Genomic DNA, 23,329 nt, shown 5'->3' with positions numbered 1-23,329 from the left:
GCGCCTGCCGGTCGAAACGCGACACACGACGCACGCAGTGCATGCCTTACGACGACCACGGAAAACCAGTTTGAAATTACACCAGGATTCAAGCGGCGCCCTGAACACCGTCACGGGTTATGGCGTCGACTATGTCGAAATCAATCTCGAACGTCATACGGGCAGCATCATCGTGCTGCCGCAAGGCCCCGTCATGAGCTGGCCTGTGTCGTCGTTCGAGGCTCTCTCGCCCGAGCACTTCGCGCTCTTGATCGAACCGGCGCCGGAAGTCGTCATCTTCGGCAGCGGCGAGCGCCTGCGCTTTCCGCATCCGCGCCTCACGGCAGCCCTCGCGGCCCAGCGGATCGGCGTCGAAACGATGGACTTCAAGGCCGCCTGCCGGACCTACAACATTCTGATGGCGGAAGGCCGCAAGGTCGCCGCCGCGCTGCTGATCGAAGGCTAGCGGGGCTCGCGGCGCATCGGGCCGAGGGCTGAACGGCGTTTTCGCAGGGCACACACCGGCACCTTTTGGCGGGCGCGTCACGCGGATCAAGTACACTGCGCGCCTGCGCGCGCTCCGGCAGCCGCGGCACCGCACGGCGCGCTCGCGAAGGCCTGCCCGCAAGCGGGCGCAGGCGCTTGCCGCAAAGCTGCGGCATAAGGGTGTCGTAAGCGTCGACGATGGACAATCGCCGGCTGCCACGCGTCACGGGTCCGATAACGCGCCGCCTGGTGCCCGCCGACGCACCGGCCGGGCGCTGCGCACCGCATGCCCGCTGGACGCACCGTAAGAACCGGACCCCTCGTCCGGTCGAAATAAGAACGAAGCCGCGCGAGCGGCGCCGAGAAGGGTTGAACAACACATGAACGACAAGCCGTCCGGGCTGACGCTCAATCGCACGACGGTCCTGCTGCTCGTGCTCACGCTGGCTGTGATCTGGTTCGTGCCGCTGGGCTGGCGCCATCTGCTGCCGAGCGACGAAGGCCGCTACGCCGAAATGGCGCGCGAAATGTTCGTCACCGGCGACTGGATCACGCCGCGCTACAACGGCTACAAGTACTTCGAGAAGCCGCCGCTGCAAACCTGGGCGAATGCGCTGTCGTTCGCGTGGTTCGGCATCGGCGAGTGGCAGGCGCGCCTCTATACCGCGCTCACCGGCTTCGCGGGCGTGCTGCTGGTCGGCTACACGGGCGCGCGCGTGTTCAATGCCGCGACGGGCCTGTTCGCCGCCCTCGTGCTCGCGAGCGCGCCGTACTGGAACCTGATGGGCCACTTCAACACGCTCGACATGGGCCTGTCGTTCTGGATGGAACTCACGCTCTTCGGCCTGCTGCTCGCGCAGCGTCCGGGCCTCGCGTCGCGCGAGCAGCGGCTGTGGATGTGGGTCGTGTGGGCGTCGATGGCGCTCGCCGTGCTGTCGAAGGGTCTCATCGGCCTGATCCTGCCGGGCGCCGTGCTCGTGCTGTACACGCTGATCGCGCGCGACTGGGCGATCTGGAAACGCCTGTATCTCGTGAGCGGCCTGATCGTGTTCTTCGCGGTCGTCACGCCGTGGTTCCTGATCGTGCAGGATCGCAACCCCGAATTCTTCAACTTCTTCTTCGTCGTCCAGCAGTTCAGGCGCTATCTGACGCCCGAGCAGAATCGCCCCGGCCCGTTCTATTACTTCGTGCCCGTGCTGATCGTCGGCTTCCTGCCGTGGCTGTCGGTGAGCGTGCAGAGCGTGCGCAACGCGCTGCGCATGCCGCGTCAGGCAAACGGCTTCTCGCCCGTGACGATGCTGTTCGTGTGGACGGTCTTCATCTTCCTGTTCTTCAGCGCGTCGCACTCGAAACTGCTGTCGTACACGCTGCCCATCGCGCCTCCGATCGCGCTCGTGATCGGCCTGTACCTGCCCCTCGTCACGCGCGAGCAGTTCCACCGGCATCTGACAGGCTATGCGGTGTTTCTCGTCGCGGCGGGATTCGGCGCGGTGTTCCTCGGTCATCTGGGCGACAAGCGCAACCCGAATGCGCTGTACCTCGAGTTCCGCGTCTGGGTATTCGCGGCGCTCGCCGTCGGCTTTGTCCTCACGCTTGCGGCGATCTGGTTCAACTGGCGCACGCGCCGCGCCGCGAACGGCTCGTCCGCGGTCCTCCAGGCGGGCGCGCAGAACGGCGCGGCGCGGACTTCGGGCGCGGGCCTCTTCGGCGCCGCGACGATCTTCGGCTTCGGATGGGTGCTGCTCGCCGTGATCGCGGGCACGGGGCACGACGCGTTCGGCCGGCTGTCGTCGGGCGCGCCGCTCGCCCCCGCCGTCAAGGCCGAACTCGCGAAACTGCCCGCCGACACGCCGTTCTACTCGGTCGGCGTGCTCGATCACACGGTGCCGTTCTACATCGGCCACACGATGATCATGGTCGAGCATGCGGACGAACTGGCCTTCGGCGTGTCGGTCGAACCGCAAAAATGGGTGCCGACGATCCCGCAATGGATCGAGCGCTGGAAAGCCGACCGCTACGCGATGGCGCTGATGTCGCCGGACCGCTATGAGGAACTTAGCGCGCAGCACTTGCCGATGACCGTCGTCGCGCGCGACGCCCGCCGGGTGATCGTCGAGAAGCCGGGCTCCGAACAGGCGGGCACGCAACAGCAAGGGCAAGGCGCCGCCGCGCCGGCCAGCGCGCAACCCGCCGCTGCGCAGGCGGCCTCCGGACCGCGGCAAGCGCAATGAACGCCGAGAGCGCAGCAGCCATGACCGCATCCATCACCCAAACGTCTAATCGATGAATCCGATTTCGCTCTTCTGCATCCTCGCGGGCGTCGCACTGAACGCGACGGCCCAGCTGCTTTTGAAGGCCGGCACGAATGCCGTCGGCCACTTCGATTTCACCATCGCCAACATCATCCCCATCGGGTTCAGGATCGCGACGCAGCTGCCCATCATCGGCGGGCTCGCCTGCTATGTGCTGAGCGTCGTCGTGTGGATCGTCGGACTGTCGCGCGTGGATGTGTCGATCGCCTATCCGATGCTGTCGCTGGGCTATGTTGTAAACGCGTTTGCTGCGTGGTATCTGTTCGGCGAAGTGCTGTCGGCCCAGCGTCTCGTGGGCATCGGCGTGATTCTCGTGGGTGTGTTTCTCGTCGCACGCAGTTGATGGACAAGTTGATGAACGCGGGGGCGTGACGCCTGGCGAGGCGGCGCGATCGCGCATTATGGGGATCATCGGTGCTATCGACGCTGCTCCGCCGCAGAATATCCCCTGGCAAGCCCGTTCGCGTCTGCTAATGTCTCTTGAATTGTTTCGACCACTGGACATTGGTGCAGAAGTCGCACATTATCGCCGCCGCGTCGAGGCACCGATTAACGCAGGCGCGGCAGATCAAGCCTGAATTAAGCCGATTGTTAGCATTGTGTCAGACCGTGCCCTTTTTATATCGAGCAAATCCATCCATGACCGAGTCATCCGTTCCGTTCCTGCCGTTCGTTCGTCCCGAGATCGATGAAGAAACGATCCGCGGTGTTGCCGACGTGCTCCGCTCCGGCTGGATCACGACGGGCCCGCAGAACCAGGCGTTCGAAAAGGCGTTGTCGGAATACTGCGGCGGCCGCCCGGTGCGCACGTTCAATTCGGGCACCGCGACGCTGGAAATCGGCCTGCGCATCGCGGGCGTCGGAGCCGGCGACGAAGTCATCACAACGCCGGCGTCGTGGGTCGCGACGAGCAACGTGATCATCGAGGTCGGCGCGACGCCCGTGTTCGTCGATATCGACCCGGCAACGCGCAACATCGACCTGGATCTGATGGAAAAGGCGATCACGCCGCGCACGAAGGCGATCATTCCCGTCTTCCTGTCGGGCCTGCCCGTCGACATGGACCGTCTCTACGCGATCGCCCGCGCGCACAAGCTGCGCGTGATCGAAGACGCGGCGCAGGCGTTCGGCTCGACGTGGAAAGGCGAGCGAATCGGCAAGCTCGGCGACATCGTGTCGTTCAGCTTCCACGCGAACAAGAACCTGACGTCGATCGAAGGCGGCGCGCTCGTGCTGAACAACGAGGAGGAAGCCGTCCTCGCGCAGAAGTACCGCCTGCAAGGCATCGTGCGCACGGGCTTCGACGGCATGGACTGCGAGCTGCTCGGCGGCAAGTACAACCTGACGGACGTCGCCGCGCGCGTCGGCCTTGGCCAGCTGCCGCACATCGAGCGCTTTCGCGCGCAGCGCCACGCGCTCGCGCGCGCCTATTTCGCGGACTTCGAAGGCGGCGCGGCCGTCAGGCTCGGCATGGGCCTGCCGCTAGCGGACTTCGAGAACTCCAACTGGCACATGTTCCTCGTCACGCTGCCGCTCGCGCGCCTGTCGATCAGCCGCGCCGGCTTCATGGAGCAGCTGAAGGAGCGCGGCATCGGCACGGGCGTGCACTACCCGGCCATCCACCTGTTCTCGCTGTATCGCGCGCGCGGCTTCAGGGAAGGCATGTTCCCGCATGCGGAGCACTATGGCGCGAGCACGGTCACGCTGCCGCTCTTCACGCAGATGACGGAAGGCGATGTCGAGCGCGTGTGTCGCGCGGTGAACGAGATTTGCCAACAATACGGTCAATAAAGCGGAAACCTAGCGGAAATGAATCAAACGGACCCACGCCCGGTCGTCCCCGAACTCTCGGTCATCATCCCCGTGTACAACGAGGAGGCGGGACTCGGCGCCCTGTTCTCGCGCCTGTACCCGGCGCTCGATGCGCTCGGCACGAGCTATGAGGTGATCTTCATCAACGACGGCAGCCGCGACCGGTCGGCGGCGCTGCTCGCGGAGCAGTTCCGGGCCCGTCCCGACACCACGCGCGTGATTCTGCTGAACGGCAACTACGGGCAGCACATGGCGATTCTCGCGGGCTTCGAGCAGTCGCGCGGCGAGATCGTCGTCACGCTCGACGCCGACCTGCAGAATCCGCCTGAAGAAATCGGCAAGCTGTGCTCAAAGATGCGCGAAGGCTTCGACTATGTCGGCACGATCCGCATGCAGCGCCAGGACAGCCTGTGGCGGCGCAAGGCGTCGCTCGCGATGAACCGGCTACGCGAGCGCATCACGCGCATCAAGATGACCGACCAGGGCTGCATGCTGCGCGCGTACAGCCGCCATATCATCGATACGATCAACCGCTGCGGCGAAATCAACACGTTCATCCCCGCGCTCGCGTACACGTTCGCGCAGAATCCCGTCGAGATCGAAGTCGCGCACGAAGAGCGCTTCGCGGGCGAATCGAAGTATTCCTTCTACAGCCTGATCCGCCTGAATTTCGACCTCGTGACCGGCTTCTCGGTCGTGCCGCTGCAATGGCTGTCGTTCATCGGCGTGATCCTGTCGATGGGCTCGGCGGGCCTCTTCGTGCTGCTGCTGATTCGCCGCTTCATCATCGGCGCGGAAGTGCAAGGCGTGTTCACGCTCTTTGCGATCACGTTCTTCATGCTCGGCGTGATCATCTTCGCGCTCGGCCTGCTCGGCGAATACATCGGGCGAATCTATCAGCAGGTGCGCGCGCGTCCGCGCTATCTGGTGCAGACCATTCTCGAACAGCGCGAAGGCGACCCCATGCCGCCGCCTCGCCAGCCGGCCGGACAAGGTGCGCAAGGCATGCACGGCGGGCAGTCGACGCACTCAGCGCAGGCCATCAGCGCCGATCAGGGGCCGAGCAAATGAAGCCGCGCGCCGTCGTATTCGCTTATCACAACGTCGGCGTGCGCTGCCTGCAGGTTCTGCTCGCGCGCGGGGTCGACGTCGCGCTCGTCGTCACGCACGAAGACAATCCGACCGAAAACATCTGGTTCGGCAGCGTGGCATCCGTCGCCGCCGAACACGGCATTCCCGTCGTGACGCCCGCTGATCCGAAGAGCCCTGAGTTGCGCTCGCTCGTCGTCAACGCGCAGCCCGACTTCATCTTCGCGTTCTACTACCGGCACATGCTGCCCGTCGATCTGCTCGCCGTCGCGCCGCGCGGCGCGTACAACGTGCACGGGTCGCTGTTGCCGAAATATCGCGGACGCGTGCCGACCAACTGGGCCGTGCTCAACGGCGAAACCGAAACGGGCGCGACGCTGCACGAAATGGCGGCAAAGCCCGACGCAGGCGCGATCATCGCGCAGACGCCCGTCCCCATCCTGCCCGACGACACGGCCGCGCAGGTGTTCGACAAGGTGACGGTCGCCGCCGAGCAGACGCTGTGGCGCGCGCTGCCCGCGCTGCTCGCGGGCGAAGCGCCGCATCTGCCGAACGACCTCGCGCACGGCAGCTATTTCGGCGGACGCAAACCCGAAGACGGGCGTATCGACTTCAGCCAGAGCGGCCAGCAGGTCTACAACCTGATTCGAGCCGTCGCGCCGCCGTATCCGGGCGCGTTCACGGACATCGACGGCGAGCGGTTCGTCATTGCGCGAGCGCGACTGGCCCAGCCCGGCGCGGCGGGCGCGGATTTGCCGCCCGGCGTCCACGTAGGCGATAATGGCATTTTTGCGACATGCGGCGATGGCCGCGTCATCGCCATCCACGAATTGCGGCATCAGCGCGACGGCAAAGAGCGCGTCGTCTCCCCCGCCGAATTCACCCAGCTCACTCAATCTTCCCGTAACGCATGAAAAAAGTCCTGATTCTGGGCGTGAACGGCTTCATCGGCCATCATCTGTCCAAGCGCATTCTCGAAACGACCGACTGGGAAGTGTTCGGCATGGACATGCAGACGGAGCGCCTCGGCGATCTCGTCAACCACGAGCGCATGCACTTCTTCGAGGGTGACATCACGATCAACAAGGAGTGGGTCGAGTATCACGTGAAGAAGTGCGACGTGATCCTGCCGCTCGTCGCCATCGCCACGCCCGCCACGTACGTGCAGCAGCCGCTGCGCGTGTTCGAGCTCGACTTCGAGGCGAACCTGCCCATCGTGCGTTCGGCCGTGAAGTACGGCAAGCACCTCGTGTTCCCGTCGACGTCCGAAGTCTATGGCATGTGCGCGGACGAGCAGTTCGACCCGGACGCGTCCGCCCTCACCTACGGCCCGATCAACAAGCCGCGCTGGATCTACGCGTGCTCGAAGCAGCTGATGGACCGCGTGATCTGGGGCTACGGCATGGAGGGCCTCAACTTCACGCTGTTCCGTCCGTTCAACTGGATCGGCCCGGGCCTCGATTCGATCTATACGCCGAAGGAAGGCAGCTCGCGCGTGGTCACGCAGTTCCTCGGCCATATCGTGCGCGGCGAGAACATCAGCCTCGTCGACGGCGGCGCGCAGAAGCGCGCGTTCACCGATATCGACGACGGCATCAGCGCGCTGATGAAGATCATCGAGAACAAGGGCGGCGTCGCGACGGGCAAGATCTATAACATCGGCAATCCGAAGAACAACTTCTCGGTGCGCGAGCTCGCGCACAAGATGCTGGCGCTCGCGGCCGAATTCCCAGAGTACGCAGATTCGGCGAAGAAGGTGCAGCTCGTCGAGACGTCATCGGGTGCGTACTACGGCGCGGGCTATCAGGACGTGCAGAACCGCGTGCCGAAGATCGACAACACGATGCAGGAACTCGGCTGGGCGCCGCAGTCGACGTTCGACGAAGCACTGCGCAAGATCTTCGAAGCGTATCGCGGCCATGTCGCCGAGGCACGCGCGCTCGTCGAACAACAGTAAGGGCTGCCGCTCTTGGCCTTGATCGTACTGAAGATCGACGTCGATACGCTGCGCGGCACGCGTGAAGGCGTGCCGAATCTCGCGCGCATCTTCGACCGCTACAAGGCGCGCGCCACGTTCCTCTTCAGCCTCGGGCCCGACCACACCGGCTGGGCGATGCGGCGCGTGCTGCGCCCGGGCTTTCTGAAGAAGGTGTCGCGCACGTCCGTAGTCGAGCACTACGGCGTCAGGCAGTTGATGTACGGCGTGCTGCTGCCCGGACCGGACATCGGCGCGCGCGCCCGCTCGGAAATGCGCGCGATCCACGAAGCCGGCTTCGAATGCGGCATCCATACGTGGGATCACGTCTACTGGCAGGACAACGTGCGTTCGCGTCCGCGCGACTGGACCGTCGCGCAAATGCAGAAGAGCCACGACCGTTTCGTCGACATCTTCGGCATGCCGCCCGTCACGCACGGCGCGGCCGGCTGGCAGATGAACGGCCACGCGTTCGAGCAGATCGACGCATGGGGCATGCGGTATGCGTCCGATGGGCGCGGGCATACGCCGTACTTCCCCGTCGTCGGCGGCCGCACGCTCTCGCATGTGCAGATGCCGACCACGCTGCCGACGCTCGACGAAGTGCTGGGCGTCGACGGCATCGACACGGACAACGTCGCCGCGTGGCTGCTCAAGCGCACCGAGAACAACCCGCACGACCAGGTGTTCACGCTGCACGCGGAACTCGAAGGCCAGAAGTTCGCGCCCGTGTTCGAGCAACTGCTCGCCGGCTGGCGCGCGCAAGGCCACACGTTCGCGACGATGGGCGATTATCACGCCGCGCTAGACCGTGACACATTGCCGTCGTACCCTGTGACGTGGGGCGAAATCCCGGGCCGCTCCGGCGAGCTGATCGTTCAGCCCGACTAGCAATGCGACGAGGTGCGCATCGTTTGTCGTCTGCCGAATGCGCGCCCGTTTATGCAAGCCAGCGACAGCCAGCCAGCAGCAACCAGCCAGCACGTCATCAGGCCGCGGCGCTCCTGTCCGGGAGCCGCCCCGAAGCACCCAAGCAACCCAGAACAAAGCGTTCAGTCAGACCGCAATCGCGGCTGCCGATCACGATAACAACCGGAGGACCACGTGCCCATCGCAGTCGATCAATCCGTTCCCGACTTCACCGCCCCCGCAACGGGCGGCGACTTTACGCTGTCCAGCCTGCGCGGAAAGAAGGTCGTCGTGTATTTCTATCCGAAGGACAACACGCCGGGCTGCACGACGGAAGGCCTGCAGTTCCGCGACCTGTACCCGAAGTTCAAGAAGGCGGGCGCGGAGATCGTCGGCGTGTCGCGCGACAGCGTGCGTTCGCACGATAACTTCAAGACCAAGCTCGAACTGCCGTTTACCTTGGTATCGGACCCCGACGAAACGCTGTGCACGCTCTTCGGCGTCATGAAAATGAAGAAAATGTATGGCAAAGAAGTACGGGGCATTGAGCGCTCCACATTCGTCATCGACGGTGAAGGCGTGCTGCGCCGCGAATGGCGCGGCGTGAAGGTGCCGGGCCACGTCGACGAGATTCTGGAGGCTGTACAAGCGCTTTGAGGCGCGTTATATTGGGCCGCAATGAGTGCCTGTTCATCTAATTTTTCGCGCAGTTGCGCTGCAGATCGCGTCTTTGTCGTCGCTGACGGTACGGCAATGAGGCGAGTCATCAGGCGTGATGCGATCATTCAAGTCGAGCCGCTTGCCCCGTTTGCCGGGGCGGCGGCTTTTTTTATTGCGCGCAGCAGTTCGCGTCGTTCGCAGCGCACCTTCGTCAAGGAGCCGATCGAAAATCAGGCGAACCGGCATTACTAATCCGACACGCGCCACCGGACGCAAATTGCAAGCACACCATGCACGACAGTTTGCGGCAGGCGGCGAAGAACTGTGACCCGATTTACTTGAGGGAAACCATGCCTTTGCCTACCCCACCCAGCAAGCTCGGCAATCTGTTGCCGCCTGATGAATACAAGGCCAAGCCTGCCAAACCTGCTCGAAAACAGGCGCATGAAGGGGAGCAAGCCGCATCGGCCGAATTCGGCCGCGCCAATGTCGCCACACCGATGACGCACGCCGCCAACGCCGCGACCACCCTGCGTCCCGTCCCGCCGATCGCCGCGTCTTCCGCTTCCGCGTTGCCCGAGGCCGCGCCGTCGCGCAGCCGCAAGGCGAAGCAGACGGCCGCGTTGCTGCAGCCGGTGCCGTCCGTGTCCGCTGAAGACGACGAGGCGATTGCGCCCGTCGTCGCGCGCCGCGGCAAGGGTTCCGCCGAAGCAGAGGCGGAAACCGCTGCGCCCGCCGCGCCGACGCGCGCCGGGACGAAAAAACGCGTGACGCGCGGCGCGGAAGCCGAGGTTCGCAAGCTGTTCGTGCTCGATACCAACGTGCTGATGCACGACCCGACGTGCCTCTTCCGCTTCGAGGAACACGACGTCTATCTGCCCATGATGACGTTGGAAGAGCTCGACAATCACAAGAAGGGGATGTCGGAAGTCGCGCGCAACGCACGCCAGGTGAGCCGCACGCTGGATTCACTCGTCGCGAACGCCGGCGAGATGGCGGAAGGCATTCCGCTCGCGCGTCTGGGCAGCCTCGAAGCGCTGGGACGTCTGTATTTCCAGACCAAGCTCACGGACATCGAGCCCGTCGAAGGCCTGCCGCAAGGCAAGGCCGACAACCAGATTCTCGGCGTCGTGCGCGCGCTGCAGCGCGACCGGCAGGACCGCCAGGTCGTGCTGGTGTCGAAAGACATCAACATGCGCATCAAGGCGCACGCGCTCGGCCTGCCCGCCGAAGACTACTTCAACGACCAGGTCCTCGAGGACAAGGACCTGCTCTACTCGGGCATCCGTCAGCTGCCGCAGGACTTCTGGACGAAGCACGCGAAGGGCATGGAAAGCTGGCAGGACACGAAGACGGGCACCACGTACTACCGCGTGACGGGTCCGCTGTGCGCGTCGATGCTCGTCAACGAGTTCGTCTATCTGGAGCCGCAGAACGGCGAGCCGGCGTTCCACGCGCTCGTGCGCGAGTTGAACGGCAAGACGGCGCTGCTGCAGACGCTGCGCGACTACGGCCACCACAAGAACAACGTGTGGGGCATCACGGCGCGCAACCGCGAGCAGAACTTCGCGCTGAACCTGCTGATGAACCCGGAAATCGACTTCGTCACGCTGCTCGGCCAGGCCGGCACGGGCAAGACGCTGGTTGCGCTGGCGGCGGGTCTCGCGCAGGTGCTCGACGACAAGCGCTACAACGAGATCATCGTGACGCGCGCGACAGTGCCCGTCGGCGAAGACATCGGTTTCCTGCCAGGCACCGAAGAGGAAAAGATGCAGCCGTGGATGGGCGCATTCGACGACAACCTCGAAGTGCTGCAGAAGACCGACGACGCGGCGGGCGAATGGGGCCGCGCGGCCACGCAGGAGCTGATCCGCTCGCGCCTGAAGATCAAGAGCATGAACTTCATGCGCGGACGCACGTTCGTCGACAAGTATCTGATCATCGACGAGGCGCAGAACCTGACGCCGAAGCAGATGAAGACCCTCGTCACGCGCGCGGGTCCGGGTACGAAGATCATCTGCCTCGGCAACATCGCGCAGATCGATACGCCGTATCTGACGGAAGGCAGCTCGGGCCTCACGTATGTCGTCGACCGCTTCAAGGGCTGGGCGCACAGCGGCCACGTGACGCTCGCGCGCGGCGAGCGCTCGCGGCTCGCGGATTACGCATCCGATATTCTCTGAGCGCTTCGCTGGATTTCGAAGCCGCGGGTCAAAGCCGCTTCAAAGTCCCTTTCAAAGCCGCTTCCGGTTGTCGCCGGAAGCGGCTTTTTCTTTGCTTTTCTCTTTGCGCGTTGCGTGCGCGGGTTACGCGCGTTGAATCGCCGATTGTTGGGCAATGTGCGCGCGTGCCGTCCGCGCGACGCAACATTTAGCGCGTAAACTTCAAGTCATTTCTCAAGAATTCTTGCCGGAGGCCCGCGGCAAGGCTACCATCGGGCATCGTCGGCCATTGCCGGGCGTTGTCGCCCGGCTTCGCTTTCATGCTCCGCCTCGCGCTGTCACTGCTCATCGCCGCCCTGCTCGCCGCCTGCTCCGGCGCGCCGCAGAAGACCGCGCGCGGATCGGGCGGGTCGTATGCGTCGTCCGGCGGTGCGTATCGGACCACGCCGCCGGGCCTCCCTCATTTCGTTGATCACAGCATCGGACGCGAGGAAATCTCGATTCAGGCGATGGGCCTCGTCGGCGTGCCGTACCGCTGGGGCGGCAATACGCCCGACAGCGGCTTCGATTGCAGCGGCCTCGTGCACTACGTGGTGCAGCGCGCGGCATCCGTGAATCTGCCGCGCACGACGGCCGACATGAGTTCGCGTGGCGAATCTGTCGAACCGGATGAGATCGCGCCCGGCGACCTGATTTTCTTCAACACGACGGGGCGGCCGCATTCGCACGTCGGGATTTATGTCGGCAAGCTGCGCTTCGTGAACGCGCCGTCGACGGGCGGCACCGTGCGGCTCGACTATCTGACCAATCCGTACTGGGCCAGGCGCTTCGACGGCATACGGCGTGTCGCGCCGGCGCTGAGCAAGCCGACGACGACGCCGTTTGACGCGCCGAGCTATCAGGCCGCGGCGCCTGTGCCCGTGGCGCCCGCAGTTGCCACTGTCGCGCCGTCGAAGCCGGCGGCAGCTTACGACACGGCGAACACGCAGCGTGAAGCAGCAAGCCCCAACGCCGCCGCCAACGGATACAAGCTGGGCAGCGCGTATGCCGTGCAATCGGTCCAACAGCCGTCGTCGGCGTCCGTGGGCACGTCGGCCGTCGCGCCGCCCGCGACGGCTGCAGCTTCCGCCGATCCGTTCGAACCGCCGCCTCCGGGGATGAGCGCGGCGCAGATGCAGGCGCGCGCGGCAGGCGCGGTATCGCCGGCTGCCGCCGCTTCGCCGGCACCCGCTGACGCGCAAGCGCCCGACGCGATCGACGCCGCCGCCGATGCCTACGAGCCGCCTCCACCCGCCGCCATCGCGGCACGCCAGGCCCGTCAAGCCCGCGACGCGCAACCATCGACGGATTCGGGCGGCGTGCAGATCATGCGCGCGTCGACGGCTTCGCGGCCCGTTCCGGCCCCGACGCATACGAACGACGACCCGATCGCGGGCTTTGCCAACGGCAGCTACTGATCGTGTTTAAACGCTTGTCTGACGGGCGCCTGCCTGCCGCTGCACGCACACGATTCATCGCGAATCCCACCACGTGACAAAGCCGCCGCCGGCCGATTCGCCACCCGCCCGGTCGCACGTCTGCTATCGTTTTCGATATTTCTCTGATGGCGGGTGACGACGATGGATCTCGGACTCAAAGACAAAGTGGTCCTGGTGACGGGCGGCAGCAAGGGCATCGGTCTCGCATGCGCGCGCGCTTTCGCAATGGAAGGCGCGAAAGTGGCGATCGTTTCGCGCGACCCCGCCAATCTTGTCCGCGCCCGCGAGCAGCTTGCTAGCGAAGGGCTGCATATCCATCTGACGCGCGCCGATCTTCGCGAACCGCACAGCGCCACCGATGTCGTCGACGAAGCGACGGGCGCCGTCGGCCCGATCGACATCCTGATCAACAGCGCGGGCGCCGCGCGCCGCTACGATCCCGAAACGCTCGACGCCGATGCGTTCAAGGCGACGATGGAAGCCAAATATTTCCCTTACATCTATCCGCAGCAGGAAGTGCTGAAGCGCATGGCCGAGCGCGTCAAATCCGGCGCAGCGAAAGAGCCGGGCGCGATTGTGAATATCATCGGCATGGGCGGCAAGATCGCCAGCGACATCCACATCGCCGGCGGCGCGGCGAACGCGGCGCTGATGCTCGCTACTGTCGGCCTCGCGCACTATTACGCGCGCTATGGCATACGCATCAACGCGATCAATCCGGGGGCGACGCTGACGGATCGCGTCGAGGAAGCGCTGAAACTCGAAGCGTCGCGCGAAGGCATCCAGCCCGCCGAGGCGCTGTCGCGCGGCGAAGCGCGCGTGCCGCTCGGGCGCTTTGCGAAGCCGGAGGAAATTGCGGATGTCGCGCTCTTTCTGGCGAGCGGCCGCGCGAGCTATGTGACGGGCGCGATCGTCCCGATGGATGGAGGCAGCGCGCCGCTGATCTGAGCGCGGCGCGCGTTGCCTTGTGCGAAGGCTTACAGGAAGCGGTGCCCGAGCCACCAGCCGGCCGCCGCGAGCACGGCCGACGCCGGAATCGTCAGCACCCACGCCCAGACGATATTGCCCGCCACGCCCCAGCGTACGGCCGACAACTTCTGCGTCGCGCCGACGCCGACGATCGCGCCCGTGATCGTATGCGTGGTGGAAACGGGAATGCCGAGGAACGACGCGAGAAACAGCGTGATCGCGCCGCCCGCCTCCGCGCAAAAGCCGCCGACGGGCTTGAGCTTCGTGATCTTCTGTCCCATCGTCCGGACGATGCGCCAGCCGCCGAACAGCGTGCCGAGACCCATCGACAGATAGCACGCGCCGATCACCCAAAGCGGCGGCGCGTCGCCCGTCGCCGACGCGTAGCCGGTTGCGATCAGCAGCATCCAGATGATGCCGATCGTCTTTTGCGCGTCGTTGCCGCCGTGGCCGAGACTGTACAGCCCCGCCGACAGCAGCTGCAGACGGCGGAAGCGCCGGTCGACCTTGCTCGGCGGCGTGCGGAAATAAAGCCACGACACCATCAGCATGAAGAACGAGCCGAGCACGAAGCCGAGCAGCGGCGACACGATGATGAACGTGATGGTCTTGAGCAGCCCGTCCCAGTTGAGCGCGCTCCAGCCCGATTTCGCGAGCGCCGAGCCGACCAGCCCGCCGATCAGCGCGTGCGACGAACTCGACGGAATGCCGTAGTACCACGTGACGATGTTCCACCCGATCGCGCCGACCAGCGCGCCGAACACGACGTAGTGATCGACGATCGCGGGATCGATCGTGCCCTTGCCGACCGTCTGCGCGACTTTCAGGTGAAAGATGAAATAGGCGATGACGTTGAACGCCGCCGCGAACGCGACAGCCTGTTGCGGCTTCAGCACGCCCGTCGAAACCACGGTGGCGATCGAGTTCGCCGCGTCGTGAAAACCGTTCATGAAGTCGAAGACGAGCGCGACGACGACGAGCGTCGCGACCGCCCAGATGGCGAGTTGTATCGAATGCATTACGCGTTTTCCAGCACGATGCCTTCGATGATGTTTGCCACGTCCTCGCACTTGTCGGTGATCGACTCGAGCAGCTCGTAGATCGCCTTCAGTTTGATCAGCGTCTTGACGTTGTCTTCTTCGCGGAAAAGCTTCGACATCGCAGAGCGCAGCACGCGGTCGGCTTCCGATTCCAGACGGTCGATGTCTTCGCAGGCCTTCAGGATTTCGCGCGCCTGCTTCATGTCCGACAGCATGCCGACGGCCGCCTGCACGCGTTCGCAGGTCGCCGTCGAGATGTGCGCTAGCTGGCTCGCCTCCGACGTGACGGCCTGCACGTCATACAGCGAAATGGCCGTGGCGACGTCCTCCATCAGGTCGAGGATGTCGTCCATCGTGGTGATCAGCTTGTGGATCTCGTCGCGGTCGAGCGGCGTAATGAAAGTCTTGTGCAGCAGATCGATCGTTTCGTGCGTCAGTTTGTCGGCCGCTTTCTCGGCCGTCTGCACGTTTTGCTTGTGGATCTCGGCATCGCCGAGGTTATCGATCAGGAGTTCGAGTTCGCGGCTGCCCGAGACGATGTGCTTCGCGTGAGCGTTGAAAATTTCAAAGAATTTGCCCTCGGTGGGCATGAATCGACCAAACATTGGGTTCCCAGAAAGTGGTCACGGTGAGGCTGTCATAAAACGGCAATATTGTACCGTTAGGGACCACTTTCAGTGCGGCGCGTCGCCGCGTTTTAGGCGCGCGCGCAACGGGAAGCGCAACCCGGTTTTCCCGTTCGCGCTAAGTTGTGCTACTCGCCGCCATAGAAGTTCTGCGGACCCGCAAAATTATCGAACTTCGTGAATTGACCATGAAACGTGAGGCGAACTGGGCCGATCGGACCGTTACGCTGCTTGCCGATGATGATCTCAGCGGTGCCCTTGTCGGGGCTGTCCGGGTTGTACACTTCGTCGCGGTAGATGAAGAGGATCACGTCCGCGTCCTGTTCGATTGCACCCGATTCGCGCAGGTCCGACATCACGGGGCGCTTGTTCGGACGCTGCTCCAGGCCTCGGTTCAACTGCGACAGCGCGACCACGGGCACGTCGAGCTCCTTCGCAAGGCTCTTCAGCGAACGCGAGATTTCGGAGATTTCGGTCGCGCGGTTTTCGCCCGTCGATGATCCGCTCATCAGCTGCAAGTAGTCGATGATGATCAGGCCGAGCTTGCCGCACTGGCGCGACAGGCGACGCGCTCGCGAACGCAGTTCCATCGGGTTCAGGCCGCCCGTTTCGTCGATGAAGATCTGCGCCTCGCTCATCTTTTGCACCGCGTGCGTGAGCTTCGGCCAGTCTTCGTCCGTCAGGCGCCCGGTTCGCATCCGGTGCTGGTCGAGCCGGCCGACCGAGCCGAGCATACGCATGATCAGCTGCGTGCCCGGCATTTCCATCGAGAACACCGCGACGGGCAGTCCGTACTCGACGGCCACGTATTCGCCGATGTTCATCGAAAACGCCGTCTTGCCCATCGACGGACGCCCCGCCACGATGATCAGTTCGCCGCCGTGCATGCCGGAGGTCATCCGGTCGAGATCGACGAAGCCCGTCGGCGTGCCCGTCACGTCGCTCGGATTGGCCGTGTGGTACAGGGTGTCGATACGCTCGACGACCTGCGTGAGCAGCGGCCCGATTTCCAGGAAGCCCTGCGTGCCACGCGCGCCGTCTTCCGCGATCGAGAACACCTTCGATTCCGCCTCGTCGAGCAGCTGGCGGACCTCCTTGCCCTGCGGATTGAAGGCGTCGGCGGAAATCTCGTCCGCCACCGACACGAGCCGGCGCAGCACCGCGCGGTCGCGCACGATTTCCGCATAGCGCCGGATGTTCGCGGCGCTCGGCGTGTTCTGCGCAAGCGCGTTCAGATAGGCGAGCCCGCCGACCTCTTCCGCCTTGCCCGACGTGGTCAGCGCTTCATAGACGGTCACGACGTCGGCAGGACGCGTCGCAGCGATCAGCCGGCCGATGTGCTCGAAGATGATGCGGTGGTCGTAGCGGTAAAAGTCGCTTTGCGCGAGGAAGTCGGCGATGCGGTCCCATGCGCCGTTGTCGAGCAGCAGACCGCCCAGCACCGATTGCTCGGCCTCGATGGAATGGGGCGGGACTTTCAGCGATTCGAGTTGAGGATCTTTCGACGGTGCGTTCATGGGGTGGAATTATCAAGCAAATAGAGGACAGCAGCAAAGCGTTCGGCAGCGAACACCCGGGCGCGTAAACAACGATTGCGGACAATAAAAAAGGCAGAGGCCGGTTTCCCGGCCCCTGCCCTTGTAGCCGGAAACTTCCCGGCAACCTCACATCCTGTCTACGCGTGCAGCTTAGACGTGCTCGCCCAGCACCGACACCGTGACGTCGACAGTGACGTCCGTGTGCAGCGAAACGTGCACGGGGTGGTCGCCCACCAGCTTCAGCGGGCCTTCCGGCAGACGCACTTGCGCCTTTTCCACTACGAAGCCTTGCTTGGTCAGCGCGTCGGCGATGTCGGCGTTCGTCACCGAGCCGAACAGACGGCCGTCGACGCCAGCCTTCTGCGCGATCTGCAGCGTCAGGCCAGCCAGCTTTTCGCCTTGAGCCTGGGCAGCCGCCAGCTTTTCAGCAGCGCTCTTTTCCAGTTCTGCGCGGCGAACTTCGAATTCGGCGATCGCTTCCTTCGTTGCGCGGCGAGCCTTCTTGTTCGGGATCAGGAAGTTACGTGCATAGCCGTCCTTCACCTTGACGATGTCGCCCAGGTTGCCGACGTTCGCGACTTTTTCGAGAAGAATGATTTGCATTCGGATGCTCCTTATGGCGTCGTCGGGTTAGGCCTTGTGCTGGTCGGTGTATGGCATCAGCGCGAGGAAACGCGCGCGCTTGATAGCCGTGTCCAGCTGGCGTTGATAGTGGGCCTTGGTACCCGTGAGACGCGCCGGCGTGATCTTGCCGTTTTCGCCGATGAAGTCCTTCAGCGTATCGATGTCCTTGTAGTCGATCTGTTCGACGCCAGCTGCCGTGAAACGGCAGAACTTCTTGCGCTTGAAGAGCGGGTTTTGTTGCTGACGACGCTTGTCGAATTTCTTACCAGTGGGGCGGGCCATGTTCAGTCCTTTCCAATGTCCTGCAATTCTGTGATGTGAAACACCAGAGTTCTCGCGTTGCGGCTTTTCTTCGCCAGGAAGCCGGTGAAGAGCGTATCGACGCCCATTTCAACCCGTTCCAGCCTGCCGCTCGCCTCGCCGGCCGCTACCGCCTGCATGGTCAGCTCGACGGTTCGGGCAATGCCCGCTTCGACGACCTGCGTGCGGTGTTGCAACGTACAGCCTGCAATCGGAACGCCGGCGGGGGTGTACCGCACCGGTTCGCGTTCGACGACGCTTGCCGTGAGTTGCAGCCGGTTCATCGGTTCCTTCTAAGGATGTCCGCGTGGTGTACCAATGAGCGGCGCGTAACTCTGATGGCTTAACGGTTCTGCTTTAAGCCTGCGCTTCGGTCGACTGCGCTGCAGCCGCCTTCTTGGCTTCTTCGCGCTGCACTTCCTTCATCATCGGCGACGGGCCGGTTTCGGCCTTCTTCATCTTGACGATAAGGTGACGCAGAACGGCGTCGTTGAACTTGAACGCGTGTTCCAGCTCGTCGAGCGTGGTCTGGTCGCATTCGATGTTCATGCAGACGTAGTGAGCCTTCGCGAGTTTCTCGATCATGTAGGCCAGCTGGCGACGGCCCCAGTCTTCGATGCGGTGGATCTGGCCACCGTGCGACGTGATCGTGGACTTGTAGCGCTCGATCATTGCGGGCACTTGCTCGCTCTGATCGGGGTGCACGATGAATACGATTTCGTAATGACGCATTACACACTCCTTGTGGATTGAAGCCACCCGGGCGTCGGAACCGGTGTGGCAAGTGAGAAGCCCGAAACTATAACCTGAATCGACACTGCCTGCAACACGAAACGTGTATCGCACGGCCGATTCGAGTTTGTTTTCAAGGGCTTAGGGAATCGGGCAGTCCTCGGCTGCCCGCTCAGTCGTCGCTCAACTGCCCGGATAGGGCGCGCCGGGCGCTTCCCCGTGCAGCCGCGCGCTCAGCGCCGCTTGCAGCGCCGTCAGGGATTCGGGCGCGGCGTCGGTGACGGCCCACCACATCATGCCGTCGTCGCGCCAGCGGGCGAGCGCGTACCCGTCGCGCACGAGCGCCGGGCCGGGCTTGCCAGCCGCCGGATCGTCCTCGGGAAACACGTAGACGTCGATCACGTGCTTCGCGTGACGGTACGTGAGCACCGCCACCCGCCGATGCCCGACGTAATCAAGCCGCCCGCCCGCCAGCGGAAATCCGCTCGCCGCCAGATCCTCGACGGGTGGCGCATAGTCGAGCTTGCCGTTGAACCACGGCTTCACCGTGTGCTGATCCGACGATACGACGTCGATATCGTGCCCCGACAGTTGCGCGCGCACATGGCTCGCGACCAGTTGATCGACGAACGGCGCCGCCTCGCCTGCGCGATGCAGCGTCACGGCGATCCCCGCCGCGACGAGCGCGCATAGCGCGAGCGCCAGACCGCCGCGCCAGGCCGTGCCCGCGTGCCATCCGGCGACACTTCCGGCCCGGCTGCCGGACTGATTTCCCGATCCGCTCGCACCGCCCTCGCCCGCCAGCGCCCCGAAGCCGCCGCCCTGCGGCAGCCGCAGCCAGTCGAGCCAGCCTTTGCGGTGCCTCCCGCGCGGCTCCGCTTGCCGGTCGCTTTCGCGCGCCCGCCATTGCGGCTCGGCGACGTCCACGGGAGGCAGCGCCGCCATGATCCTGGCGCGCAACTCGTCGGGCGCGCGGTGATAGGCCGCCGTGCGCACCGCGCCCTTCATCGCCCGCACCATTTCGCTTTCCCTCCGGCAAGCCTCGCAGCTTTCGATATGCCGCTGCACGTCAAGCGACTGTGGCGGCGTGAGTTCGTGGTCCGCATTCGCATCGAGAAGCGGCCGCGCTTCGTTACAGTCCATCTGGCGCCTCCTTTGCGATTCCGCCCGGCAACGCGCCGGGAGCGTGCGGCAACCAGCCGCTTTCGGTTTTGCGCGGACCGTCGGGCACACCGCCAGAAGCGCTGCCTTGCGCCAGACCCGCCGGACCCGCCGGCTGAGCCGACGCGCGCACCGCGGGCCGCGCCCCCGGCACATCGCCTGCCCCGTCCGGCGCACGCCGCCCGCCGCCCCCGCGCGCGCCGCTTGCCGTCCGCGCGCTCCCCTGCGCCAGCAACGAGGTCAACGCCGTCGCGAGCTTCCGCCGCCCTCGCGCGAGCCGCGACATCACGGTGCCCACGGGCAAGTCCGCGATCGTCGCGATCTCGCGGTAACTCAACTCCTCCAGTTCGCGCAAGATCAGCACCTCGCGATATTCGACGGGCAGCTGCTCGAGCGCTTCGTGCACGAGCCGCGTGTCCTCGTCGCGGACCATCAGCGTTTCCGGATCGGGCGAGCTTCCGCTCCAGCCTTCGAACGTCTCGTCGTCGAGGTTCTCGTCGAATTCGACCGTCGCGTGCACGCCCGAGCGCCGCCGCCATTCCGTGTACCAGGTGCGCCGCACGATCGCGAGCAGCCACGGCCGAGCCGTCTCGCCATGGAACGTGTCGAAGAAGCGGAACGCGCGCATGAACGCTTCCTGGACGACGTCATCGGCGTCGTTCGGGTTGCCGCATAGCCAGCGCGCCAGGTTGTACGCGGCATCGAGATGCGGCAGCGCCATCTGCTGAAAGCGCAGACTGCGCGCCGCCTCGGCGCGCGCGTCACCGGCATCGCCCGCAGCAGCAGATTTTCCCGTCTCAGTCACCGATCCCCTCCAGCTCGCCCAGACCTCACGGCTGCAATACCGGTCTCCAATCCAGTTTATTCCCGGCTTTTGCACGCGCCGAAAAAAATGAAACCGGGAATAGAAAGCGGTGCAGCGCGGTACAGCAGACGAGTCCCTAACTCGCGAGGTTCCCCATGCAAAACGATCTGAAAGACCCAAACCGGCGGGAAGGCCTGAGCCGGCGTGATTTCCTGCGGCTTTCGGCCGTCGGCGGCGCGGCATTTGCATCGGCGCTGCCCGGCTTCACCTACGGACGCGACGACGATTTCTACTTTGTCCAGCTTTCCGACGCCCACTGGGGTTTCGAAGGCCCCGGCGTCAACCCCGATCCAAAGGGCACGCTGCCCAAGGCGATCGCCGCCGTGAACGCACTGCCGGCGCCGCCCGATTTCGTGATCTTCACAGGCGACCTCACGCACACCACCGACGACACCGCCGTGCGCCACGAGCGCATGCGCCAGTTCCAGCAGATCGTCGCGCAGCTGAAAGTGAAGCCGCTCTATCTGATGCCGGGCGAACACGACGCGAGCCTCGATGCGGGCGCCGCGTACAAGGAGCATTTCGGACAGACGCATTACACGTTCGATCACAGAGGCGTGCACTTCATCACGCTCGACAACGTGTCGGACCCGGCAGGCCGCGTCGGCGCGGAGCAGATCGCGTGGCTCGCCGCCGATATCGACCGCCAGCCGCAGGACGCGCGCATCGTCCTCTTCACGCACCGGCCGCTCTTCGATCTCGCGCCGCAATGGGACTGGGCGACGCGCGACGGCGCGCAGGTGATCGACGTGCTGAGCCGGCGCAAGTACGTGACCGTGTTCTACGGGCACATCCATCAGGAGCATCACATGATGACGGGCGGCATCGCGCATCACGCGGCGCGCTCGCTGATGTTCCCGCTGCCGCCCGCGATGTCGCAAGCGAAGAAGCTGCCCGTGCCGTGGGACGCGTCGGAGCCGTATCGCGGGCTGGGCTGGCGGCGCGTGGAAGTCGCGCCGCAATCCGGCGCGCTCGCGCTCAACGAGATGCCCATCAGGACGACATAAAGAGGAGACCACTATGCAATCGCTTGCCATCGACGGAAAACGACGGCGACTCTTCACGCTGATCGGCATGGGCGTAGTGCTCGCCGTCTCGGGCCGTTTCGACGCCCAGGCCGCCGAGCCGCGCGTGATCAGGATTCACGCGCGCAGGTTCGTCTTCACGCCCAATCAGATCAAGCTCGCACCCAATGAGAAGGTCGTGTTCGAGCTGACGGCGCAGGACACGGTGATGGGCTTCTCGATCCCGCAGTACAACGTGCGCGCCGACGTGCCGCCTGGCGCCGTCGTGCGGGTGCTGGCGCAGGCGGGGCCGGCGGGCAACGTCGATTTTCTGTGCGACATCTTCTGCGGATCGGGACACGAGACGATGAACGGGATGATCGTCGTGGGGTAACGCGCTACGCGTTTGCCTTACGGGTTGGTGCTACGCGTGGGCCCTACGCATTCGCCCAGTAGTCGGGCCGCGCGTACACCTCTTTCAGATAGTCGATGAAGTAGCGCACTTTCGCGGGCACATAGCGCTGCTGCGGATACACGGCGAGGATGTCGTAATCGGGCAGCGCGTATTCGTCGAGCACCGTTTCGAGCTCGCCGCGCGCGAGCTGCTGATCGATCTCCCACGTCGAGCGCCAGCCGAGCCCGAGCCCTTCCGACACCCAGCGGTGCAGCAGCTCGCCGTCGTTGCAATCGAGCGTGCCGCCGACGCGCACCGTCGTCAGCTTGCCGTTGCGGCGGAAATACCAGCCGCGGTTCTGGCCGCCCTGCAGGTTGAACGCGAGACAGTTGTGCTTCGGCAGGTCTTCGAGCGTCTTCGGCTTGCCGTGCTTGCGGAAGTACTCGGGCGTGCCGCACACCACGCGCCGGTTCGTCGCGAGCTTCACGGCGACGAAGTTCGGATCGACGGCGCCGCCGATGCGGATCGACAGGTCATAGCCCTCGCGCACCAGATCGACGACGCGGTCGGTGAGATTGAACGAAACCTGCAGCTCCGGCTTGTCCTTCAGGAATTCCGGCGCGAGCGGCGCGACGTGCTTGCGTCCGAACGCGGCGGGCGCCGACACGATCAGATGTCCGTTCACCGAGCGCCGCCCCGCCATCAGCTCGTTTTCCGCCTGATTCCATTCGCTGAGCAGTCCCCGGCAGCGCTCCAGAAACGCTGCGCCTTCTTCGCTGACGACGAGCCGCCGCGTCGAGCGGTACATCAGCTTCACGCCCAAGCGCTTTTCGAGCGCGTCGATGCGCCGCCCGAGAATCACGGGCGACACGCCCTCTTCGAGCGCCGCCGACGCGAGGCTGCCCGCGTCCGCGACGCGCACGAACGTTTCGATCTGTTTAAAGCGGTCCATCGTCGTCTCTCCTGTCGGCCAGAGTTGGCGCTTCAGCGCCTTACTCCGGTCCCACGCAACGCGAGTCGACCGGAGTTGGCGCTTCAGCGCTTACTCCCGTCCCATACAGCGCTCTCCCATGCGATACGGCCGCACGCCCATGCCACGGCCATTTCCCGGCGCCCGACCCAACCGGCACGCCGCCCACATTCCATACTTTTTGTTTTGGAATAAGCGACCGTGAATGATCTTATCAAACCTTGGATGCAATCTTAAAGTATTC

The 23,329-nt window shown here is 64.7% G+C and carries 25 protein-coding genes; 15 read left to right on the top strand and 10 right to left on the bottom strand.

Annotation, left to right across the window (positions count from 1 at the left end; translation table 11 throughout):
* Window positions 1-70: 70 nt before the first annotated feature.
* The 13 genes from GCT13_RS16255 (at window position 71) to GCT13_RS16200 (ending at window position 13,810) form a co-directional block, all read left to right on the top strand.
* Complete coding sequence (locus tag GCT13_RS16255; RefSeq protein ID WP_152759791.1) at window positions 71-445, top strand: Mth938-like domain-containing protein; 375 nt, start codon at window positions 71-73, stop codon at window positions 443-445.
* A 400-nt stretch (window positions 446-845) separates the two neighbouring features.
* Window positions 846-2,696: a glycosyltransferase family 39 protein gene (locus GCT13_RS16250; protein ID WP_152759789.1), complete on the top strand. Its 1,851-nt coding sequence runs from the start codon at window positions 846-848 to the stop codon at window positions 2,694-2,696.
* Between the two features lie 52 nt (window positions 2,697-2,748).
* Window positions 2,749-3,120, top strand: a complete 372-nt coding sequence (locus GCT13_RS16245; RefSeq protein ID WP_152759787.1) for an SMR family transporter — start codon at window positions 2,749-2,751, stop codon at window positions 3,118-3,120.
* Window positions 3,121-3,416: 296 nt separating this feature from the next.
* A complete protein-coding gene (locus GCT13_RS16240) occupies window positions 3,417-4,568 on the top strand; it encodes a DegT/DnrJ/EryC1/StrS family aminotransferase (RefSeq protein ID WP_152759784.1) in 1,152 nt (383 codons plus the stop codon).
* An 18-nt stretch (window positions 4,569-4,586) separates the two neighbouring features.
* A complete protein-coding gene (locus GCT13_RS16235) occupies window positions 4,587-5,660 on the top strand; it encodes a glycosyltransferase (RefSeq protein WP_227746870.1) in 1,074 nt (357 codons plus the stop codon).
* Window positions 5,657-6,592 (top strand): formyltransferase, encoded by a 936-nt coding sequence (locus GCT13_RS16230; RefSeq protein ID WP_152759782.1) that lies wholly within the window; start codon window positions 5,657-5,659, stop codon window positions 6,590-6,592. Before GCT13_RS16235 ends, GCT13_RS16230 begins: the two co-directional genes overlap by 4 nt.
* Complete coding sequence (locus GCT13_RS16225) at window positions 6,589-7,635, top strand: bifunctional UDP-4-keto-pentose/UDP-xylose synthase (RefSeq protein ID WP_152759780.1); 1,047 nt, start codon at window positions 6,589-6,591, stop codon at window positions 7,633-7,635. Before GCT13_RS16230 ends, GCT13_RS16225 begins: the two co-directional genes overlap by 4 nt.
* A gap of 12 nt (window positions 7,636-7,647) precedes the next feature.
* Window positions 7,648-8,544: a polysaccharide deacetylase family protein gene (locus tag GCT13_RS16220; RefSeq protein WP_152759778.1), complete on the top strand. Its 897-nt coding sequence runs from the start codon at window positions 7,648-7,650 to the stop codon at window positions 8,542-8,544.
* A 213-nt stretch (window positions 8,545-8,757) separates the two neighbouring features.
* The gene (locus tag GCT13_RS16215; RefSeq protein WP_321574394.1) at window positions 8,758-9,219 is read left to right on the top strand and encodes a peroxiredoxin; all 462 of its coding nucleotides are present in this window, start codon (window positions 8,758-8,760) and stop codon (window positions 9,217-9,219) included.
* A gap of 96 nt (window positions 9,220-9,315) precedes the next feature.
* The gene (locus tag GCT13_RS48380) at window positions 9,316-9,474 is read left to right on the top strand and encodes a hypothetical protein (protein ID WP_193727679.1); all 159 of its coding nucleotides are present in this window, start codon (window positions 9,316-9,318) and stop codon (window positions 9,472-9,474) included.
* A 98-nt stretch (window positions 9,475-9,572) separates the two neighbouring features.
* Window positions 9,573-11,405 carry a PhoH family protein gene (locus tag GCT13_RS16210; RefSeq protein WP_152759776.1) on the top strand — a complete coding sequence of 611 codons (1,833 nt, stop codon included), beginning with the start codon at window positions 9,573-9,575 and terminating at the stop codon, window positions 11,403-11,405.
* Between the two features lie 299 nt (window positions 11,406-11,704).
* Window positions 11,705-12,841: a C40 family peptidase gene (locus GCT13_RS16205; protein ID WP_152759774.1), complete on the top strand. Its 1,137-nt coding sequence runs from the start codon at window positions 11,705-11,707 to the stop codon at window positions 12,839-12,841.
* A gap of 162 nt (window positions 12,842-13,003) precedes the next feature.
* The gene (locus GCT13_RS16200; RefSeq protein WP_152759772.1) at window positions 13,004-13,810 is read left to right on the top strand and encodes an SDR family NAD(P)-dependent oxidoreductase; all 807 of its coding nucleotides are present in this window, start codon (window positions 13,004-13,006) and stop codon (window positions 13,808-13,810) included.
* A 29-nt stretch (window positions 13,811-13,839) separates the two neighbouring features.
* On the opposite strand, the gene GCT13_RS16195 is transcribed toward GCT13_RS16200, so the two are convergent.
* From GCT13_RS16195 to GCT13_RS16155, 9 genes are all read right to left on the bottom strand, one after another.
* Window positions 13,840-14,850, bottom strand: a complete 1,011-nt coding sequence (locus tag GCT13_RS16195) for an inorganic phosphate transporter (protein ID WP_090862082.1) — start codon at window positions 14,848-14,850, stop codon at window positions 13,840-13,842.
* The gene (locus tag GCT13_RS16190; protein ID WP_152759770.1) at window positions 14,850-15,476 is read right to left on the bottom strand and encodes a DUF47 domain-containing protein; all 627 of its coding nucleotides are present in this window, start codon (window positions 15,474-15,476) and stop codon (window positions 14,850-14,852) included. The genes GCT13_RS16195 and GCT13_RS16190 overlap by 1 nt, the downstream gene beginning before the upstream one ends.
* A gap of 149 nt (window positions 15,477-15,625) precedes the next feature.
* Entirely contained in the window at window positions 15,626-17,014 is a 1,389-nt protein-coding gene (locus GCT13_RS16185; protein ID WP_152759768.1) for a replicative DNA helicase, read from the bottom strand.
* 171 nt (window positions 17,015-17,185) lie between these two features.
* Complete coding sequence (gene rplI, locus GCT13_RS16180) at window positions 17,186-17,638, bottom strand: 50S ribosomal protein L9 (RefSeq protein WP_087735832.1); 453 nt, start codon at window positions 17,636-17,638, stop codon at window positions 17,186-17,188.
* 27 nt (window positions 17,639-17,665) lie between these two features.
* Window positions 17,666-17,941 (bottom strand): 30S ribosomal protein S18, encoded by a 276-nt coding sequence (gene rpsR / locus GCT13_RS16175; RefSeq protein ID WP_087735833.1) that lies wholly within the window; start codon window positions 17,939-17,941, stop codon window positions 17,666-17,668.
* A gap of 2 nt (window positions 17,942-17,943) precedes the next feature.
* The gene (priB, locus tag GCT13_RS16170; RefSeq protein ID WP_152759767.1) at window positions 17,944-18,243 is read right to left on the bottom strand and encodes a primosomal replication protein N; all 300 of its coding nucleotides are present in this window, start codon (window positions 18,241-18,243) and stop codon (window positions 17,944-17,946) included.
* Window positions 18,244-18,316: 73 nt separating this feature from the next.
* Window positions 18,317-18,691, bottom strand: a complete 375-nt coding sequence (rpsF, locus tag GCT13_RS16165) for a 30S ribosomal protein S6 (RefSeq protein ID WP_087735835.1) — start codon at window positions 18,689-18,691, stop codon at window positions 18,317-18,319.
* Between the two features lie 183 nt (window positions 18,692-18,874).
* Window positions 18,875-19,834 (bottom strand): anti-sigma factor family protein, encoded by a 960-nt coding sequence (locus tag GCT13_RS16160; RefSeq protein ID WP_152759765.1) that lies wholly within the window; start codon window positions 19,832-19,834, stop codon window positions 18,875-18,877.
* Window positions 19,824-20,657 carry an RNA polymerase sigma factor gene (locus GCT13_RS16155; protein ID WP_321574392.1) on the bottom strand — a complete coding sequence of 278 codons (834 nt, stop codon included), beginning with the start codon at window positions 20,655-20,657 and terminating at the stop codon, window positions 19,824-19,826. Before GCT13_RS16155 ends, GCT13_RS16160 begins: the two co-directional genes overlap by 11 nt.
* A 155-nt stretch (window positions 20,658-20,812) precedes the next feature.
* Between GCT13_RS16155 and GCT13_RS16150 the strand changes: the two genes are divergently transcribed.
* Together GCT13_RS16150 and GCT13_RS16145 are read left to right on the top strand one after the other, a co-directional pair.
* Window positions 20,813-21,724: a metallophosphoesterase family protein gene (locus tag GCT13_RS16150; protein ID WP_152759761.1), complete on the top strand. Its 912-nt coding sequence runs from the start codon at window positions 20,813-20,815 to the stop codon at window positions 21,722-21,724.
* Between the two features lie 67 nt (window positions 21,725-21,791).
* Window positions 21,792-22,115, top strand: a complete 324-nt coding sequence (locus GCT13_RS16145; protein ID WP_227746876.1) for a cupredoxin domain-containing protein — start codon at window positions 21,792-21,794, stop codon at window positions 22,113-22,115.
* A gap of 43 nt (window positions 22,116-22,158) precedes the next feature.
* Here the strand turns inward: GCT13_RS16145 and GCT13_RS16140 are convergent, their stop codons facing one another.
* Window positions 22,159-23,067 (bottom strand): LysR family transcriptional regulator, encoded by a 909-nt coding sequence (locus tag GCT13_RS16140; protein ID WP_152759757.1) that lies wholly within the window; start codon window positions 23,065-23,067, stop codon window positions 22,159-22,161.
* Between the last annotated feature and the right edge of the window lie 262 nt (window positions 23,068-23,329).

It is taken from the genome of Paraburkholderia franconis, from assembly GCF_009362735.1.
Lineage (GTDB): Bacteria > Pseudomonadota > Gammaproteobacteria > Burkholderiales > Burkholderiaceae > Paraburkholderia > Paraburkholderia franconis.
The sequence above is the reverse complement of the archived record's forward strand: the minus strand, read 5'-3'. Positions and strand labels throughout refer to the sequence as shown.

What these genes read in the sequence shown, in the direction of transcription:
- GCT13_RS16230 (WP_152759782.1), top strand. Translation starts at nt 5,657, where the DNA reads ATGAAGCCGCGCGCCGTCGTATTCGCTTATCACAACGTCGGCGTGCGC.
- priB (WP_152759767.1), bottom strand. Translation starts at nt 18,243, where the DNA reads ATGAACCGGCTGCAACTCACGGCAAGCGTCGTCGAACGCGAACCGGTG.
- GCT13_RS16245 (WP_152759787.1), top strand. Translation starts at nt 2,749, where the DNA reads ATGAATCCGATTTCGCTCTTCTGCATCCTCGCGGGCGTCGCACTGAAC.
- GCT13_RS16190 (WP_152759770.1), bottom strand. Translation starts at nt 15,476, where the DNA reads ATGTTTGGTCGATTCATGCCCACCGAGGGCAAATTCTTTGAAATTTTC.
- GCT13_RS16140 (WP_152759757.1), bottom strand. Translation starts at nt 23,067, where the DNA reads ATGGACCGCTTTAAACAGATCGAAACGTTCGTGCGCGTCGCGGACGCG.
- rpsF (WP_087735835.1), bottom strand. Translation starts at nt 18,691, where the DNA reads ATGCGTCATTACGAAATCGTATTCATCGTGCACCCCGATCAGAGCGAG.
- GCT13_RS16185 (WP_152759768.1), bottom strand. Translation starts at nt 17,014, where the DNA reads ATGAACGCACCGTCGAAAGATCCTCAACTCGAATCGCTGAAAGTCCCG.
- GCT13_RS16235 (WP_227746870.1), top strand. Translation starts at nt 4,587, where the DNA reads ATGAATCAAACGGACCCACGCCCGGTCGTCCCCGAACTCTCGGTCATC.
- GCT13_RS16160 (WP_152759765.1), bottom strand. Translation starts at nt 19,834, where the DNA reads ATGGACTGTAACGAAGCGCGGCCGCTTCTCGATGCGAATGCGGACCAC.
- GCT13_RS16240 (WP_152759784.1), top strand. Translation starts at nt 3,417, where the DNA reads ATGACCGAGTCATCCGTTCCGTTCCTGCCGTTCGTTCGTCCCGAGATC.
- GCT13_RS16145 (WP_227746876.1), top strand. Translation starts at nt 21,792, where the DNA reads ATGGGCGTAGTGCTCGCCGTCTCGGGCCGTTTCGACGCCCAGGCCGCC.
- GCT13_RS48380 (WP_193727679.1), top strand. Translation starts at nt 9,316, where the DNA reads ATGAGGCGAGTCATCAGGCGTGATGCGATCATTCAAGTCGAGCCGCTT.
- GCT13_RS16225 (WP_152759780.1), top strand. Translation starts at nt 6,589, where the DNA reads ATGAAAAAAGTCCTGATTCTGGGCGTGAACGGCTTCATCGGCCATCAT.
- rplI (WP_087735832.1), bottom strand. Translation starts at nt 17,638, where the DNA reads ATGCAAATCATTCTTCTCGAAAAAGTCGCGAACGTCGGCAACCTGGGC.
- GCT13_RS16200 (WP_152759772.1), top strand. Translation starts at nt 13,004, where the DNA reads ATGGATCTCGGACTCAAAGACAAAGTGGTCCTGGTGACGGGCGGCAGC.
- GCT13_RS16205 (WP_152759774.1), top strand. Translation starts at nt 11,705, where the DNA reads ATGCTCCGCCTCGCGCTGTCACTGCTCATCGCCGCCCTGCTCGCCGCC.
- rpsR (WP_087735833.1), bottom strand. Translation starts at nt 17,941, where the DNA reads ATGGCCCGCCCCACTGGTAAGAAATTCGACAAGCGTCGTCAGCAACAA.
- GCT13_RS16195 (WP_090862082.1), bottom strand. Translation starts at nt 14,850, where the DNA reads ATGCATTCGATACAACTCGCCATCTGGGCGGTCGCGACGCTCGTCGTC.
- GCT13_RS16250 (WP_152759789.1), top strand. Translation starts at nt 846, where the DNA reads ATGAACGACAAGCCGTCCGGGCTGACGCTCAATCGCACGACGGTCCTG.
- GCT13_RS16210 (WP_152759776.1), top strand. Translation starts at nt 9,573, where the DNA reads ATGCCTTTGCCTACCCCACCCAGCAAGCTCGGCAATCTGTTGCCGCCT.
- GCT13_RS16150 (WP_152759761.1), top strand. Translation starts at nt 20,813, where the DNA reads ATGCAAAACGATCTGAAAGACCCAAACCGGCGGGAAGGCCTGAGCCGG.